Below are 16,274 nucleotides of genomic sequence, written 5' to 3'. Positions count from 1 at the left end.
GTTATGAGCACGAAAATCATCAGCCTGGTGTCCATCGGCGCCCACCCGACCTCCGGTCGACCACGCCGTGCGGATCAGGATGCGCGGGCGGTGGAACTGGGTTTGCAACTGGCTGGGGATAACTTGCAGGTGCTGCACGCCGGTGATGTCGCCGAGCCGGCCTTGCGCGCTTACCTGGGCATGGGACTTGAGCAATTGCATGTGCTGGAACAACCGCAAGGCGCCGATGCGCTGCCGGCGTTGACCGCCTATTTGCGCGACGCTGGCGCTCAGGTCGTATTGACCGGCAGCCAGGCGGAGACCGGCGAGGGCTCGGGCATGTTGCCGTTCCTGCTGGCCGAAGGCCTTGGCTGGCCGCTGGTGGTGGGGCTGGCGCAGGTCGAGTCGATCGATGGCGGTTCTGCGCTGGTGCTGCAGGCGTTGCCGCGCGGCCAGCGCCGTCGCTTGAAAGTGCGCTTGCCGTTCCTGGCGACTGTGGATAACGCCGCACCCAAGCCACGTCAGAGCGCCTACGGCCCGGCCCGGCGTGGGGTGTTGCAGGCTGATGACGTGGAGGTCGTCGACGACGAACTGTTGGCCGTCGCCACCCTGCAACCGGCCAAGCCACGGCCGAAACGCTTGAAGGTGATCAAGGCCAAGAGCGGCGCCGATCGCATGAAAGCTGCCACGGCCAAGGCCAGCGGTGGCGGGGGGCAGGTGCTCAAGGGCGTTACGGCACAGGCGGGGGCTGAAGCGATTCTCAAACTGCTGATTGAAGAGGGTGTGGTGCGGTGACATTGAACTTCAAGTTGCAACACCCGGAAAAATAACTGTCCCTCCGGCGCGTTGCCGCGCCATAAGCGCCCACGTTAAAACGGGCGCTCGATGATTGGTGGAGTTCCAATACATGTCGGTTGAATTTCGTTCGGCAGTGCGCGCGGATGCGCGAGAGATTGCGCGTTTGTTCCAGATTTCCTCGGAAGGGGCCGCGGATTACATCTGGAGCCAGTTAGCCGAGCCCGGCCAGGATCTGCTGGACGTCGGGGCCCTGCGATATGCCCGCGACGATGTGGATTTCTCCTGGCAGAACTGCCTTATTGCCCAAGCGAATGGGCAAGTCATCGGCATGTTGCACAGCTATGTAATGCGTCACGACCCGTTCGCAGCGCCGGTGACCGACCCGGTGCTGGCGCCGTACGCCACCATGGAAATCCCCGACACCCTTTATATTTCCAGCCTGGCGCTGCATGAAGGCTGGCGCAACCAGGGGCTGGGCAAGCAGTTCCTTGCATACGCCTACGACCGCGCCAACCGGCTCGGACTCAATGGCCTGAGCCTGATCGATTACGCCGCGAACACCGGCGCCCGGCGTTTCTATGAGCGCCACGGCTTCCGCATCGTCGATTCCTGCCAGATCACGCCGCATCCGATGATTCGGGTCACGGGTGAAGCCTATCTGATGTATCGGCCCTAGGGCTTCGAATTATCCCTTCTCTAGCGGTTATCCACAGCCTGGTGGATAACCGGTCTACCTCTCGCGACCTCACCCTCCTGCTACATTTCCATTGTGCGCTGTTAAGGGTGCAGCAACCGGTCACGAAATTTTCTGTGCTTCAGCGCTTGATCATAAAACTGGTTTTTATGAGTGGGTTGGCTATGAAGTCTTTTAAGCGGTCTTTGCTAGTTCTTCTACGGGTTGATCATTTCAGAAGCTGTTGACCTCTTTACCCACAATCCCTGTTAGCGCTTCTGTGGATAACGTGTTCGCCCCTCGCTGAAACCCACACAAACCGCGGCTTGCAGCCACCAGATCAAAAAACAACCACCTTAAGCTGCGGTTTTTCATGACTTTTTTTCGAGGGGGAGTGTGCACAAGTCAGCTGAGTTGCCCCCAATCTCTGTTGGCGCTTCTGTGGATAAGATGTTCGCTCAACGCTACAGGCCTTTAGATTCATGGCTTTCAGGGTTATGGTTGAAAAATGATCAAATCGCCTATTTCAACCAGTAAACCGTCTGCAAACCTAGAAATATCGCGGCTTTCAGCGGTTTTCCACAGCGGCCTCGAAGTTGCCCCCAATCTCTGTTGGCGCTTCTGTGGATAAGGTGTTTGCGATCTTCTGCAGGCCAGGTGTGGCAAGGCTTTCGAGCGTTAGATCAAAAAATGATCAATGTTTTGGAGAACCTTGGTTTCGGATAAGTCACGGTTTTTCTTTGGGTTTTGTGGAAAAAATTTTGCGCATTTCCCCAGTTGTCCCCATTTGCTGTGGGTGGAGGTGTGGATAACTTGTTTGCGGAAGGCTGTGAGGCACGTAGAGCATAGCGCTGACCGGAATAGATCATATTTCGTACAGTTCTAAATGATGCGGAATATTTAGCGGGGAGAGAACCTGTTGTGAGCAAGCCCCTTGTAGGAGCGAGCTTGCTCGCGATGGTCGTGAACGATGACGCGTAAATCCAGATACCCAGTGGTGTCCTTGAATTTTTCGCGAGCAAGCTCGCTCCTACATTAGCCTTGAACAGGGACGCCTTTGAGGTAAGGCGCAGGCTCAGCCCCGAGGTTGCTCAGCAGGCGCTCGCTGTACCAATCCACAAAATTCACCACACCAAACTCATAGGTCTTGGAGTAAGGCCCTGGTTGATAAGCGGTGGAGTTGATCCCGCGCTGGTTCTCTTCGGCCAGGCGGCGATCCTGGTCGTTGGTGGCGTCCCAGACCTGGCGCATGCGCTCCACGTCGTAGTCCACGCCTTCAACGGCATCCTTGTGCACGATCCATTTGGTGGTGACCATGGTTTCCTGGGCGCTGATCGGCCACACGGTGAACACGATGATGTGGTCGCCCATGCAGTGGTTCCAGGAGTGCGGCAGGTGCAGGATGCGCATCGAGCCCAGGTCCGGGTTCTTGATGCGGCCCATGAGCTTGGCGCAGCCCTGTTTGCCGTCCAGGGTCATCGACACGGTGCCCTTGAGCAGCGGCATGCGCACGATGCGGTTACGCAGGCCGAAGCTGGCGTGGGCGTAAGGGATCTTCTCGGCTTCCCAGGCAGCGGCGGAGGCGGCCACGTGGTCCTTGAACGCCTGGTCGGCGCGCGGGTCGGTGACGTCGTCCCATTCCAGCAGGGTTTTCAGCAGTTCCGGGTGCGACGCGTTGCAGTGGTAGCACTCGCGGTTGTTTTCCAGCACCAGCTTCCAGTTGGCCTTTTCCATCAAGGTGGTGGTGATCGCCACCTTGGTGTTTTCCATGTCGTACGGTTCCATGTAATGGTTGAGTGTCGACAGGAAGTCATCGATCGCCGGCGGGTTCTCTGCCAGGCTGATGAAGATGTAGCCACCGGCGGTCTTCACGTTCACCGGTTTCAGGCCGTATTGCTTCATGTCGAAATCGGCGCCCATTTCGGTTCCGGCGAACAGGAGGCGACCGTCGAGTTCGTAGGTCCACTGGTGGTAGTGGCAGACCAATTTGGCGACCTTGCCTTTTTCGCTGGTGCACAGGCGCGAACCACGGTGGCGGCAGACGTTATGAAACGCGTGCACTGCACCTTCTGCGCCACGAATCACGATGATCGGATTCTTGCCCACTTGCAGCGTCAGGTAGTTGCCCTTGGTGGGGATTTCGCAGGTCATGCCGGCGATCAACCACTCTTTCTGAAAGATTTCCTGCATGTCGATATCAAACAGGCGCTCGTCAGAGTAGAACGGCTGCGGCAGCGAGAACGTGCGCTCGCGCTCTTGCAGCATCTGCGCGGTGGCCTTGCGTGCGGGTTCCAGCGGATCGCCCAGGCTAAGGGTAGTAGTGACGTCCATCGTTTAATCCTCAAGGCCATTCTGTGTGGCCGGCGAAAGTGGCTAATCAGGGTTGCTACGCAAGGTGTAAAGAATGTGTCTTGGTGTGTGGCGAGTGTGGGGCCGGCGCTGGCCAGAACCTTATCCATGGGCGACATGGTGCAATCTGTTCCCGACGCGCAAGCCCCGGTCGTTGGGGGCTGGTCGCGATAAGCATGTGAATGTCGCAGATAGGTAAATGGGTGGTTCGCGCTATACGCAGAATCGCCAACATGAAGGCCGACAGTCGGCCGTGGAGATCAGCATGTCCAACAGCTTCCTGAACCCGGTAACCACCCAGACCTGGGCCAATGGTCGGCACATCGTCCGTTGCGTCAAAGTCATCCAGGAAACCTGGGATGTGCGCACCTTCTGCTTCATGGCCGACCAGCCGATCCTGTTCTTTTTCAAGCCGGGGCAGTTTGTCACCCTGGAGCTGGAAATCGAAGGCCAGCCGATCATGCGTTCGTACACCATTTCCAGCTCGCCATCGGTGCCGTACAGCTTTTCGGTAACCATCAAGCGCGTGCCGGGCGGCAAGGTGTCCAACTGGCTGCACGACACCCTGCACGAAGGCCAGGAACTGGCGGTGCACGGGCCGGTCGGGCTGTTCAACGCCATGGACTTCACCGCGCCAAAGGTGCTTTACCTCAGCGGCGGTGTGGGTATCACGCCGGTCATGTCCATGGCGCGCTGGTTCTACGACACCAACGGCAATGTCGACATGGTGTTTATCCACAGCGCCCGTTCGCCCAAGGACATCATCTACCACCGCGAGCTGGAACACATGGCGTCGCGGATCGATAACTTCAGCCTGCACCTGATCTGCGAGAAGCACGGCATGGGTGAGCCCTGGGCCGGTTATCGCGGTTACCTCAACCAGCGAATGCTTGAATTGATGGCGCCGGACTTCCTTGAGCGCGAAGTATTCTGCTGCGGCCCGACACCCTATATGAATGCGGTCAAGCGCTTGCTGGAAGGCGCTGGCTTCGACATGTCGCGTTACCACGAGGAGTCTTTCGGCGCGACCCCGCCAGAGGCGCGTGCCGACGCCGTGGAGCACGCTGAACAGGCGGCCGATGCACCGGAACTCGACGTGGCGGATCTGCATCAGGTGGAGTTTGTCGCGTCTGGGAAAAGCATTCGCATTGCGCCGGGCGAAACCGTTCACGCAGCGGCGGCGAAGGCGGGTTTGCTGATCCCGAAAGCCTGCGGCATGGGCATCTGCGGCACCTGCAAGGTCTTGAAGCTGGGTGGCGAAGTGGAGATGGAACACAACGGCGGGATCACCGAGGAAGACGAAGCCGAAGGGTACATTTTGTCGTGCTGCAGTGTGCCGAAGGGTGACGTGCGCATCGAGTTCTAACTAACGCCGAAGCCACTGTAGGAGCCGCCGAAGGCTGCGATCTTTTGATCTTGATCTTTAAAGTCAAAAGATCGCAGCCTCGTTTCACTCGGCAGCTCCTACAGGGGTTGAGGATATCTCAGTCGATAAACAGGTCAGTCATGAGTTTTTCGCTGCTATCCGGTGCAAACCGATAGTGCTCGAACTCCGTCACTCCGTTTTCCCGCAATACTTCCTCATCGATCAACAAGCGTCCGGTCAGGCTGCGATTCGCACTGCTCAAAATGATATGGGCGGCATCGGCCATGATCGCAGGCAGGCGCGCATGCTTGAACGACTCCCTCGACCCCAGCTGAAACTCGATCGCGGCAGTGGCAATCATGGTCTGCGGCCATAACGAATTGACACTGATCCCGTAATTCTGGAATTCCTCGCTCATGCCCAGCGTCAGCATGCTCATGCCGTACTTGGTCACGGTGTAGGGGCTGTATTGGGCGAACCACTTGGTGTCCAGATTCAGCGGCGGGGACAGGTTGAGGATGTGCCCTGCGGATTTCTTCAGGTAGGGCAGGGCAGCCTGGCTGCACAGCAACACGGCGCGCGTGTTGATCTGGTGCATCAGGTCGAAGCGCTTGAGTTCGATGTGCTGGACTCCGGTCAACTTGATCGCGCCTGCGTTGTTGACCAGCGCATCGATGGCGCCGAAATGTTCGTTGGCCTGGGCCAGCGCCTCGCGCACGGCGACTTCATCGCGCACATCCACTTGCAGGGCTAGCGCCTTCCCGCCCGCGGCCTCAACTTCCCGGGCCACACTGAAAATCGTACCTGGCAGTTTGGGATGCGGCTCGGCACTTTTGGCGGCGATCACGATGTTTGCACCGTCACGCGCGGCGCGAAGCGCAATCTCGCGGCCGATGCCACGGCTGGCGCCGGTGATGAACAGGGTTTTGCCTTGCAGTGACATGCGTACGCTCCTGATTATTGTTATGTGAGCGGATCGGCTCGACAGACAATGTAGACGAAGTCTTCAGGTGCAGAATGTCAGGGGATTCGGATGCCTTTGTAGGAGTGAGCCTGCTCGCGATGGCGGATTTTGCTCCAACATCAATGTTGGCTGATCCGCCGCTATCGCGAGCAGGCTCGCTCCCACAGGGTTTGTGGTGTTAGTGGGACATGACTTCGCGGATGTCGCGGGCCAATTCCCGCACCCGCTCTTCCTCGGTATCCCACGAGCACATGAAGCGTGCGCCGCCGTTGCCGATGAAGGTGTAGAAACGCCAGCCCTTGGCGGTCAGTGCGGCGATGGCCGGTTCCGACAGCTGCAGGAATACGCCGTTGGCCTGCACCGGGAACATCAGTTCCACGCCAGGAATGTCGCTGACCAGTTCGGCCAGCAGTTGTGCGCAGTGGTTGGCGTGGCGGGCGTATTTGAGCCAGGCCCCGTTTTCCAGGATTCCGACCCATGGGGCGGAGAGGAAGCGCATTTTCGACGCCAGCTGCCCGGCCTGTTTGCAGCGATAGTCGAAATCTTCAGCCAGTGCGTGGTTGAAGAACAGGATCGCCTCGCCCACGGCCATGCCGTTTTTAGTGCCGCCGAAGCACAACACATCAACCCCGGCTTTCCAGGTCAGGTCCGCAGGCGTGCAGCCGAGGAACGCGCAGGCGTTGGAGAACCGCGCGCCGTCCATGTGCAGGTTCAGGCCCAGTTCCTTGCAGGTGGCGCTGATGGCGCGGATTTCGTCCGGGGTGTAGACGCTGCCGACTTCAGTGGCCTGGGTCAGGGTCACGACGCGGGGTTTGGGGTAGTGGATGTCCTGGCGCTTGAGCGCCACTTCGCGGATCGATTCCGGGGTCAGCTTGCCGTTTTCGGTGCGGGCGATCAGCAGCTTGGAGCCGTTGGAGAAGAATTCCGGTGCGCCGCATTCGTCGGTTTCGACGTGGGCGGTTTCCGAGCAGATCACGCTGTGGTAACTCTGGCACAGCGACGACAGGGCCAACGAGTTGGCGGCGGTGCCGTTGAAGGCGAAGAACACTTCGCAGTCGGTTTCGAACAATTTGCGGAAATCGTCGGACGCGCGGGCGGTCCACTCGTCGTCGCCGTAAGCGCGCTGGTGGCCATGGTTGGCCTGTTCCATGGCAGCCCAGGCTTCAGGGCAGATGCCGGAATAGTTGTCGCTGGCGAATTGTTGGCTCTTATCGGTCATGGCCTGCTTCCGTGGTCGGGACGCCTATGGTGAAGCGTCTCGTGGTCAATGATGGTGCGCACTGTACCCAAGATCGTCAGGAGAGCACACGGGATGTCGCTGTCAGAAAATTACAAGGATGCCGGGCAATTATGCACGTGACTACACACTTAAAGCAGCGTGACCGTGCACTGGATCTGCTCAAGTGGCTGGCGCTTTTGAGCATGGTGCTCGATCACCTGCGATATGTCGGTTACTCCGTCGATCTGCTGTATGTGCCGGGGCGGTTGGCGTTTCCGTGGTTCTGTCTGGCAATGGCTGCCAATCTTGCGCGAAAGCCTGCTGTGGAGAGGGGTGGGCAATGGCGCTATCTGGGCTGGTTGTTGCTGTTTAGCGCCGTGAGCGAAATTCCCTACCGAATGTTCATTCCTGGGCACGACACGCTGAACGTAATGCCCACCCTGGTCCTTGGTCTGTTGGTGGCGCGTGGCTGGCAGCAGCCGACGCTGCAATCGCGGTTACTGGCAGCCGTCGCCTTGCTGCTGGCGGCGCTGTTCACGCAGAAAGTGATGTTCGGTTTCTTTGGAGTCCTGTTGCCATTCGCGCTGCTGCTGGTGATCGGTCGTCCCTGGTATTTCGCGCTGCTGCCGGGGCTGGTCTGTCTGGCGGCCAATCAATGGCAGGTGCTGTATTACGCCGCGCGACTGGGCAACAGCGCGGCCATTCCCGCCATCGTCACTTGTCTGATTGCGCCATGGCTGGGACTGTTCCTGTTGCGACACTTCCATGACGTAAAAGCACCACCCATGCGCCGCTGGGCCTATGCGCTCTATCCCGCGCATTTCCTCCTGTTGCTAGCACTACGCCAGGCCATCGCTTGACCCTTGTGGGAGCGGGCTTGCTCGCGAAGCAGGCACCTCGGTGTTTCAGACAGACCGCGTCATCGTTCTTCGCGAGCAAGCCCGCTCCCACAAGGGGGTTGTGCTGATTTGAGACTTGCGTCAGGCCAGCTGTTTCCCGCCATGTCGTAAACGCACCTTTGCGTGGCGCCCGTAGGCATTTGACGACTCCAAGCCAGTCATACCATCGCTATCAAAGGGCACTGCCGAAAAGCCAGTGCCTCACCGAGACGAATGGCGCACCGCCGCCGCTGGGAGAGACGCGATGTTCAGCAAGCAAGACCAGATCCAGGGTTACGACGATGCACTGCTGGCGGCGATGAATGCCGAGGAGCAACGTCAGGAAGATCACATCGAGCTGATCGCGTCAGAGAACTACACCAGCAAACGCGTCATGCAAGCGCAAGGCAGCGGCCTGACCAACAAGTACGCCGAAGGTTATCCGGGCAAGCGTTACTACGGTGGCTGCGAGCACGTGGACAAGGTTGAAGCCCTGGCCATCGAACGCGCCAAGCAGCTGTTCGGCGCCGACTACGCGAACGTGCAACCGCACTCCGGTTCCTCGGCCAACAGCGCCGTGTACCTGGCCCTGCTGCAAGCCGGCGACACCATCCTGGGCATGAGCCTGGCCCATGGCGGTCACCTGACCCACGGCGCCAAGGTGTCGTCCTCGGGCAAGCTGTACAACGCCGTGCAGTACGGCATCGACACCAAGACCGGCTTGATCGATTACGACGAAGTCGAGCGCCTGGCCGTCGAGTGCCAGCCGAAGATGATCGTTGCGGGTTTCTCGGCCTACTCCAAGACCCTCGACTTCCCGCGCTTCCGCCAGATCGCCGACAAGGTCGGTGCACTGCTGTTCGTCGACATGGCCCACGTAGCAGGTCTGGTCGCCGCCGGCCTGTACCCGAACCCGCTGCCGTACGCCGACGTGGTCACCACCACCACCCACAAGACCCTGCGCGGTCCACGTGGCGGCCTGATCCTGTGCAAGTCCAACGAAGAAATCGAGAAGAAGCTCAACGCTGCAGTGTTCCCCGGTGCCCAGGGCGGCCCGCTGATGCACGTGATCGCCGGTAAGGCCGTGTGCTTCAAGGAAGCGCTGGAGCCAGGCTTCAAGGCTTACCAGCAGCAAGTGATCGACAACGCCCAGGCCATGGCCGGCGTCTTTATCAAACGCGGCTACGATGTAGTGTCCGGCGGCACCGATAACCACCTGTTCCTGGTCAGCCTGATCCGTCAGGGCCTCACCGGCAAAGAGGCGGATGCAGCACTCGGTCGCGCCCACATCACCGTGAACAAGAACGCTGTCCCGAACGATCCACAGTCGCCGTTCGTGACCTCCGGCCTGCGCATCGGCACCCCGGCGGTGACCACTCGCGGCTTCAAGGTCAGCCAGTGCGTCGAACTGGCCGGCTGGATCTGCGACATCCTCGACAACCTCGGCGATGCCGATGTCGAGGCCAATGTCGCCCAGCAAGTATCGGCACTGTGCGCGGACTTCCCGGTTTATCGCTGAGCGCGGTTTTGGAGTAAATGACTATGCAACGCTACTCAGGCTTCGGCCTCTTCAAACACTCCCTCAGCCACCACGAAAACTGGCAGCGCATGTGGCGCACGCCGACCCCGAAAAAGGTCTACGACGTGGTCATCGTCGGCGGTGGCGGGCATGGTCTGGCGACCGCCTACTACCTGGCCAAGGAACACGGCATCACCAACGTGGCCGTGGTCGAGAAAGGCTGGCTGGGCGGCGGTAACACCGCGCGCAACACCACCATCGTGCGCTCCAACTACCTGTGGGACGAGTCGGCGCACCTGTACGAACACGCGATGAAACTGTGGGAAGGCCTGTCCCAGGACCTGAACTACAACGTGATGTTCTCCCAGCGTGGCGTCTACAACCTGTGCCACACCCTGCAAGACATCCGTGATTCCGAGCGTCGGGTCAGCGCCAACCGCCTCAACGGCGTCGACGGCGAACTGCTCGATGGCAAGCAAGTGGCCGATGAGATCCCGTACCTCGACTGCTCGAAGAACACCCGTTACCCGGTGATGGGCGCCACCGTCCAGCGTCGCGGCGGCGTGGCCCGTCACGATGCCGTGGCCTGGGGCTTTGCCCGTGCCGCCGACGCCCTGGGCGTGGACCTGATCCAGCAGACCGAAGTGATCGGCTTCCGCAAGGAAAACGGCGTGTGCATCGGCGTTGAAACCAACAAGGGCTTCATCGGCGCCAAGCGCGTCGGTGTAGTGACTGCCGGTAACTCCGGGCACATGGCCAAGCTCGCCGGTTTCCGCCTGCCGATCGAATCCCACCCGCTGCAAGCGCTGGTGTCCGAGCCGATCAAGCCGATCATCGACAGCGTGATCATGTCCAACGCCGTGCACGGTTACATCAGCCAGTCCGACAAGGGCGACCTGGTGATCGGCGCCGGTATCGACGGCTACAACGGCTACGGCCAGCGGGGTTCGTACCCGGTGATCGAGCACACCGTGCAGGCCATCGTCGAGATGTTCCCGGTGTTGTCCCGCGTGCGCATGAACCGTCAGTGGGGCGGCATCGTCGACACCACCCCGGATGCCTGCCCGATCATTTCGAAAACCCCGGTACCGAACATGTTCTTCAACTGCGGTTGGGGCACCGGCGGCTTCAAGGCGACACCTGGCTCGGGCAACGTATTTGCCGCCAGCCTGGCCAAGGGTGAAATGCACCCACTGGCCGCACCTTTCTCCATCGACCGTTTCCACAACGGTGCGTTGATCGACGAACACGGCGCTGCTGCGGTTGCCCACTAACAGGAGAAATCCCCATGTTGCATATCTTCTGTCCTCACTGCGGCGAGTTGCGCTCCGAAGAGGAATTCCACGCATCCGGCCAGGCGCACATTCCGCGTCCATTGGACCCGAACAGCTGCACCGACGAGGAGTGGGGCGACTACATGTTCTTCCGCGACAACCCTCGCGGCCTGCATCACGAGCTGTGGGATCACGTCGCCGGTTGCCGTCAGTACTTCAACGCCACCCGTGACACCGTGACCTACGAGATTCTCGAAACCTACAAGATCGGCGCCAAGCCACAATTCACCGACAAGACCGATAGCCCGAAAGCGGCCACCACGGCTCTGGGAGAGAAGGTATGAGCCAGACCAATCGCCTGTCCAACGGCGGACGGATCGACCGCAACAAAGTCCTGACCTTCACCTTCAACGGCCAGAGCTACAAAGGCTTCGAGGGCGATTCGCTGGCCGCTGCATTGCTGGCCAACGGCGTCGACATCATCGGTCGCAGCTTCAAGTATTCCCGCCCGCGCGGCATCTATGCCGCCGGTGCCGAGGAGCCGAACGCGGTGCTGCAGATCGGCGCCACCGAAGCCACGCAAATCCCGAACGTACGCGCCACGCAACAAGCGCTGTACCAGGGCCTGGTCGCCACCAGCACCAACGGCTGGCCGAACGTCAACAACGACATGATGGGGATTCTCGGCAAGGTCGGCGGCAAGCTGATGCCACCGGGCTTCTACTACAAAACCTTCATGTACCCGCAATCGTTCTGGATGACCTACGAGAAGTACATTCGCAAGGCCGCCGGTCTTGGCCGCTCGCCGACCGAGAACGATCCGGACACCTACGACTACATGAACCAGCACTGCGACGTGCTGATCGTCGGCGCCGGCCCTGCAGGCCTGGCCGCTGCACTGGCGGCTGCGCGCAGCGGTGCCCGTGTGATCCTGGCTGACGAGCAGGAAGAGTTCGGCGGCAGCCTGCTCGACTCCCGCGAAAGCCTCGACGGCAAGCCTGCGACCGAGTGGGTCGCCAGCGTCATCGCCGAATTGAAGGACACCCCTGACGTGCTGCTGTTGCCGCGCGCCACGGTCAACGGTTACCACGACCATAACTTCCTGACCATCCACGAGCGCCTCACCGACCACCTCGGCGACCGCGCACCGATTGGCCAGGTGCGTCAGCGCATCCACCGGGTTCGTGCCAAGCGTGTGGTGCTGGCGACCGGCACTCACGAGCGTCCACTGGTCTACGGCAACAACGACGTGCCGGGCAACATGCTCGCCGGCGCTGTCTCGACTTACGTTCGCCGCTACGGCGTGGCACCGGGCAAGAAGCTGGTGCTGTCGACCAACAACGACCACGCCTACCGCGTTGCGCTGGATTGGCTCGATGCCGGTCTGCAAGTGGTGGCCGTCGCCGACGCCCGCAGCAACCCGCGCGGTGCGCTGGTGGAAGAGGCGCGTGCCAAAGGCATCCGCATCCTCACCGGTAGCGCCGTGATCGAAGCCCGTGGCAGTAAGCGCGTGACCGCTGCGCGCGTGGCGGCGATCGATGTCAAAGGACACAAGGTCACCAGCCCGGGCGAATGGCTCGAATGCGACCTGGTCGCCAGTTCCGGCGGCTACAGCCCGGTGGTCCACCTGGCCTCGCACCTGGGTGGCAAACCGATCTGGCGCGAAGACATCCTCGGTTTTGTGCCGGGTGAGGCGCCGCAGAAACGCGTATGCGTCGGTGGCATCAACGGTGTCTACGGCCTCGGCGATTCCCTGGCCGACGGTTTTGAAGGGGGCGTTCGCGCGGCCAGCGAAGCCGGCTTCGGACCGGTCGAAGCCAAGTTGCCAAAAGCCCTGGTCCGCCAGGAAGAGCCGACGCTGGCATTGTTCCAAGTGCCTTACGAGAAAGTCACGGCGCGTGCGCCGAAGCAATTCGTCGATCTGCAAAACGACGTCACCGCGGCCGGTATCGAACTGGCGACCCGCGAAGGCTTCGAGTCGGTCGAGCACGTCAAGCGCTACACCGCTCTGGGCTTCGGTACCGACCAGGGCAAACTCGGCAACGTCAACGGCCTGGCCATCGCCGCCCGTTCGCTGAACGTGACCATCCCGCAGATGGGCACCACCATGTTCCGTCCGAACTACACGCCGGTGACTTTCGGTGCCGTGGCCGGTCGTCACTGTGGGCACATTTTCGAGCCGGTGCGTTTCACCGCACTGCATCACTGGCACCTGAAAAACGGCGCCGAGTTCGAAGACGTCGGTCAGTGGAAACGTCCCTGGTACTTCCCGAAATCCGGTGAAGACATGCACGCTGCCGTGAAGCGCGAATGCAAAGCCGTGCGCGACAGCGTCGGCCTGCTGGATGCTTCGACCCTGGGCAAGATCGACATCCAGGGCCCGGATTCGCGTGAGTTCCTCAACCGCATCTACACCAACGCCTGGACCAAGCTAGACGTGGGCAAGGCGCGTTACGGCCTGATGTGCAAAGAAGACGGCATGGTCTTCGACGACGGCGTGACCGCGTGCCTGGCCGACAACCACTTCGTGATGACCACCACCACCGGCGGCGCTGCACGCGTGCTGCAATGGCTGGAAATCTACCACCAGACCGAATGGCCGGAGCTGAAGGTCTACTTTACTTCCGTGACCGATCACTGGGCGACCATGACCCTGTCCGGGCCGAACAGCCGCAAGCTGCTCGCTGAAGTCACCGACATCGACCTGAGCAACGAAGCCTTCCCGTTCATGACCTGGAAAGAAGGCCTGGTGGGCGGTGTGCCGGCGCGGGTGTTCCGGATTTCGTTTACCGGTGAGCTGTCGTACGAAGTCAACGTGCAAGCCGACTACGCCATGGGCGTGCTGGAAAAAATCGTCGACGCCGGCAAGAAGTACAACCTGACGCCGTACGGCACCGAAACCATGCACGTACTGCGGGCCGAGAAGGGCTTCATCATCGTCGGCCAGGACACTGACGGCTCGATGACTCCGGACGACCTGAACATGGGCTGGTGTGTCGGTCGCACCAAACCGTTCTCGTGGATCGGCCAGCGTGGGATGAATCGCGAAGACTGCGTGCGTGACCAGCGCAAGCAACTGGTTGGCCTGAAGCCGATCGATCCGAACAAATGGCTGCCGGAAGGCGCGCAGCTGGTGTTCAACACCAAGCAGGCGATCCCGATGACCATGGTCGGCCACGTGACCTCCAGCTACGCGCACAACTCCCTGGGCTATTCGTTTGCCATGGGCGTGGTCAAGGGCGGCCTGAACCGCATGGGTGAGCGTGTGTTCGCGCCACTGGCGGACGGCAGCGTGATCGAGGCGGAAATCGTTTCTTCGGTGTTCTTCGATCCTAAGGGCGAACGCCAGAACGTTTAACGACCTCGGGTCCTGTGGTGTGCTGGCTGCCGCTTTCGCGAGCAAGCCCGCTCCCACAGGGGAAACGCGGTCGAATGTGGGAGCGGGCTTGCTCGCGAAGGCGGCGCAACAGCCACCACAAGGACCGGAACCAACAGAATTCAGGAAAGGTGCTTTATGACCGCAGCCAATGTTTACCAACAACGCCCAACCACCGGGGCCAAGGCCGAGTCGTCGCTGCATCACGCCGACCTCGCCAGCCTGGTGGGCAAGGGTCGCAAGAGCGCCGGCGTGACCGTGCGCGAGAAAAAACTCCTCGGCCACCTGACCATTCGTGGCGATGGGCACGATGCCGCGTTCGCCGCCGGCGTGCAGAAGGCGCTCGGGATCGAACTGCCAGGTGCGCTGACCGTCACCGTCAAAGGTGAAACCAGCCTGCAATGGATGGGGCCGGATGAATGGCTGCTGATCGTGCCGACCGGCGAAGAGTTCGCCGCCGAGCAAAAACTGCGTGAAGCGCTGGGCGACCTGCACATCCAGATCGTCAACGTCAGCGGTGGCCAGCAGATCCTCGAACTGAGCGGCCCGAACGTGCGCCAGGTGCTGATGAAGTCCACCAGCTACGACGTGCACCCCAACAACTTTCCGGTGGGCAAGGCGGTCGGCACAGTGTTCGCCAAGTCGCAACTGGTGATCCGTCACACCGCCGAAGACACCTGGGAACTGCTGATCCGCCGCAGCTTCTCGGATTACTGGTGGTTGTGGTTGCAGGATGCTTCTGCCGAATATGGCCTTAGCGTTCAGGCTTGACCATCGATCACCTGTAGGAGCGAGCTTGCTCGCGAAGGACCAGAGGGCGACGCATTGCATCAGGATGCACGCGTTATCGTTGACGTCCATCGCGAGCAAGCTCGCTCCTACAGGCAGGTTTACCGATTTCTCAGGAGTCACCGCATTATGAGCCGCGCCCCAGACACATGGATTCTGACCGCCGACTGCCCCAGCGTGCTCGGCACCGTGGACGCGGTGACGCGCTTTCTGTTCGAGCAGGGCTGCTACGTCACCGAGCACCATTCCTTCGACGACCGGCTCTCGGGCCGCTTCTTCATTCGCGTGGAATTTCGCCAACCGGATGGCTTCGACGAGCAGTCGTTTCGCGCAGGCCTGGCCGAACGCGGTGAATCCTTCGGCATGATCTTCGAACTGACCCCGCCGCATTACCGGCCGAAAGTGGTGATCATGGTCTCCAAGGCCGATCACTGTCTCAACGACTTGCTCTACCGCCAGCGCATCGGCCAGCTGTCGATGGACGTGGCCGCCGTGGTCTCCAACCATCCCGATCTCAAGCCGCTGGCCGACTGGCACCAGATTCCGTACTACCATTTCCCGCTGGACCCGAACGACAAGCCGTCCCAGGAGCGTCAGGTGTTGCAGGTGATCGAAGAGTGCGGTGCCGAGCTGGTGATCCTTGCCCGCTACATGCAGGTGTTGTCGCCGGAGCTGTGCCGCAAACTCGATGGCAAGGCGATCAATATCCACCACTCCCTGCTGCCCGGGTTCAAGGGTGCCAAGCCCTATCACCAGGCCTACAACAAGGGTGTGAAACTGGTCGGCGCCACGGCGCATTACATCAACAACGACCTCGACGAAGGGCCGATCATTGCCCAAGGCGTGGAGGTGGTGGATCACAGCCATTACCCGGAAGACCTGATCGCCAAGGGGCGGGATATCGAAGGGCTGACCCTGGCCCGGGCCGTCGGGTATCACATTGAGAGAAGAGTGTTTTTGAACGCGAACAGAACAGTCGTTCTCTAGATCGCCTCCCCCTGTAGGAGCTGGCTTGCCAGCGAAGGGGCCGCAACAAACAACGCAAGACACACAGGCAATAACCCGAGCAATCAACGCGCCGCCGTTCCCA

13 protein-coding genes are annotated in these 16,274 nt (G+C 60.7%); 10 read left to right on the top strand and 3 right to left on the bottom strand.

What is annotated here, in order from left to right:
* The first annotated feature begins 3 nt into the window (after positions 1-3).
* Positions 4-774 (top strand): electron transfer flavoprotein subunit beta, encoded by a 771-nt coding sequence (locus tag DKB71_RS30890; RefSeq protein WP_408599182.1) that lies wholly within the window; start codon positions 4-6, stop codon positions 772-774.
* Positions 775-886: 112 nt separating this feature from the next.
* On the top strand, positions 887-1,453 hold the full coding sequence (locus tag DKB71_RS30885; protein ID WP_323606585.1) for a GNAT family N-acetyltransferase: 567 nt from the start codon (positions 887-889) through the stop codon (positions 1,451-1,453).
* 1,032 nt (positions 1,454-2,485) lie between these two features.
* Here DKB71_RS30885 and gbcA read toward each other — a convergent pair.
* Complete coding sequence (gene gbcA, locus DKB71_RS30880; protein ID WP_408599181.1) at positions 2,486-3,781, bottom strand: glycine-betaine demethylase subunit GbcA; 1,296 nt, start codon at positions 3,779-3,781, stop codon at positions 2,486-2,488.
* A gap of 283 nt (positions 3,782-4,064) precedes the next feature.
* On the opposite strand from gbcA, the gene gbcB reads away from it, so the two are divergent.
* On the top strand, positions 4,065-5,165 hold the full coding sequence (gene gbcB, locus DKB71_RS30875; protein WP_046818719.1) for a glycine-betaine demethylase subunit GbcB: 1,101 nt from the start codon (positions 4,065-4,067) through the stop codon (positions 5,163-5,165).
* A 118-nt stretch (positions 5,166-5,283) separates the two neighbouring features.
* On the opposite strand, the gene DKB71_RS30870 is transcribed toward gbcB, so the two are convergent.
* Positions 5,284-6,108: an SDR family oxidoreductase gene (locus tag DKB71_RS30870; RefSeq protein WP_408599180.1), complete on the bottom strand. Its 825-nt coding sequence runs from the start codon at positions 6,106-6,108 to the stop codon at positions 5,284-5,286.
* Positions 6,109-6,307: 199 nt separating this feature from the next.
* Positions 6,308-7,348 carry a low specificity L-threonine aldolase gene (locus tag DKB71_RS30865; RefSeq protein ID WP_274075564.1) on the bottom strand — a complete coding sequence of 347 codons (1,041 nt, stop codon included), beginning with the start codon at positions 7,346-7,348 and terminating at the stop codon, positions 6,308-6,310.
* Positions 7,349-7,479: 131 nt separating this feature from the next.
* On the opposite strand from DKB71_RS30865, the gene DKB71_RS30860 reads away from it, so the two are divergent.
* The 7 genes from DKB71_RS30860 (at position 7,480) to purU (ending at position 16,171) form a co-directional block, all read left to right on the top strand.
* On the top strand, positions 7,480-8,208 hold the full coding sequence (locus tag DKB71_RS30860) for a TraX family protein (RefSeq protein WP_408599179.1): 729 nt from the start codon (positions 7,480-7,482) through the stop codon (positions 8,206-8,208).
* A 283-nt stretch (positions 8,209-8,491) separates the two neighbouring features.
* On the top strand, positions 8,492-9,745 hold the full coding sequence (glyA, locus tag DKB71_RS30855) for a serine hydroxymethyltransferase (protein ID WP_274075563.1): 1,254 nt from the start codon (positions 8,492-8,494) through the stop codon (positions 9,743-9,745).
* A gap of 23 nt (positions 9,746-9,768) precedes the next feature.
* Positions 9,769-11,019, top strand: coding sequence for a sarcosine oxidase subunit beta family protein (locus DKB71_RS30850; protein WP_408599178.1), 1,251 nt, complete (start codon positions 9,769-9,771; stop codon positions 11,017-11,019).
* A 14-nt stretch (positions 11,020-11,033) separates the two neighbouring features.
* Complete coding sequence (locus DKB71_RS30845) at positions 11,034-11,363, top strand: sarcosine oxidase subunit delta (protein WP_274075562.1); 330 nt, start codon at positions 11,034-11,036, stop codon at positions 11,361-11,363.
* Positions 11,360-14,377 carry a sarcosine oxidase subunit alpha gene (locus tag DKB71_RS30840; protein WP_408599177.1) on the top strand — a complete coding sequence of 1,006 codons (3,018 nt, stop codon included), beginning with the start codon at positions 11,360-11,362 and terminating at the stop codon, positions 14,375-14,377. Before DKB71_RS30845 ends, DKB71_RS30840 begins: the two co-directional genes overlap by 4 nt.
* 156 nt (positions 14,378-14,533) lie before the next feature.
* Positions 14,534-15,166, top strand: coding sequence for a sarcosine oxidase subunit gamma family protein (locus DKB71_RS30835; protein WP_323626447.1), 633 nt, complete (start codon positions 14,534-14,536; stop codon positions 15,164-15,166).
* Between the two features lie 147 nt (positions 15,167-15,313).
* On the top strand, positions 15,314-16,171 hold the full coding sequence (gene purU / locus DKB71_RS30830) for a formyltetrahydrofolate deformylase (RefSeq protein WP_046818241.1): 858 nt from the start codon (positions 15,314-15,316) through the stop codon (positions 16,169-16,171).
* Positions 16,172-16,274 lie beyond the last annotated feature (103 nt).

It is taken from the genome of Pseudomonas sp. PLMAX, assembly GCF_046042685.1.
GTDB lineage: Bacteria > Pseudomonadota > Gammaproteobacteria > Pseudomonadales > Pseudomonadaceae > Aquipseudomonas > Aquipseudomonas putida_AE.
This window is presented reverse-complemented; position numbering and strand designations above follow the sequence as displayed.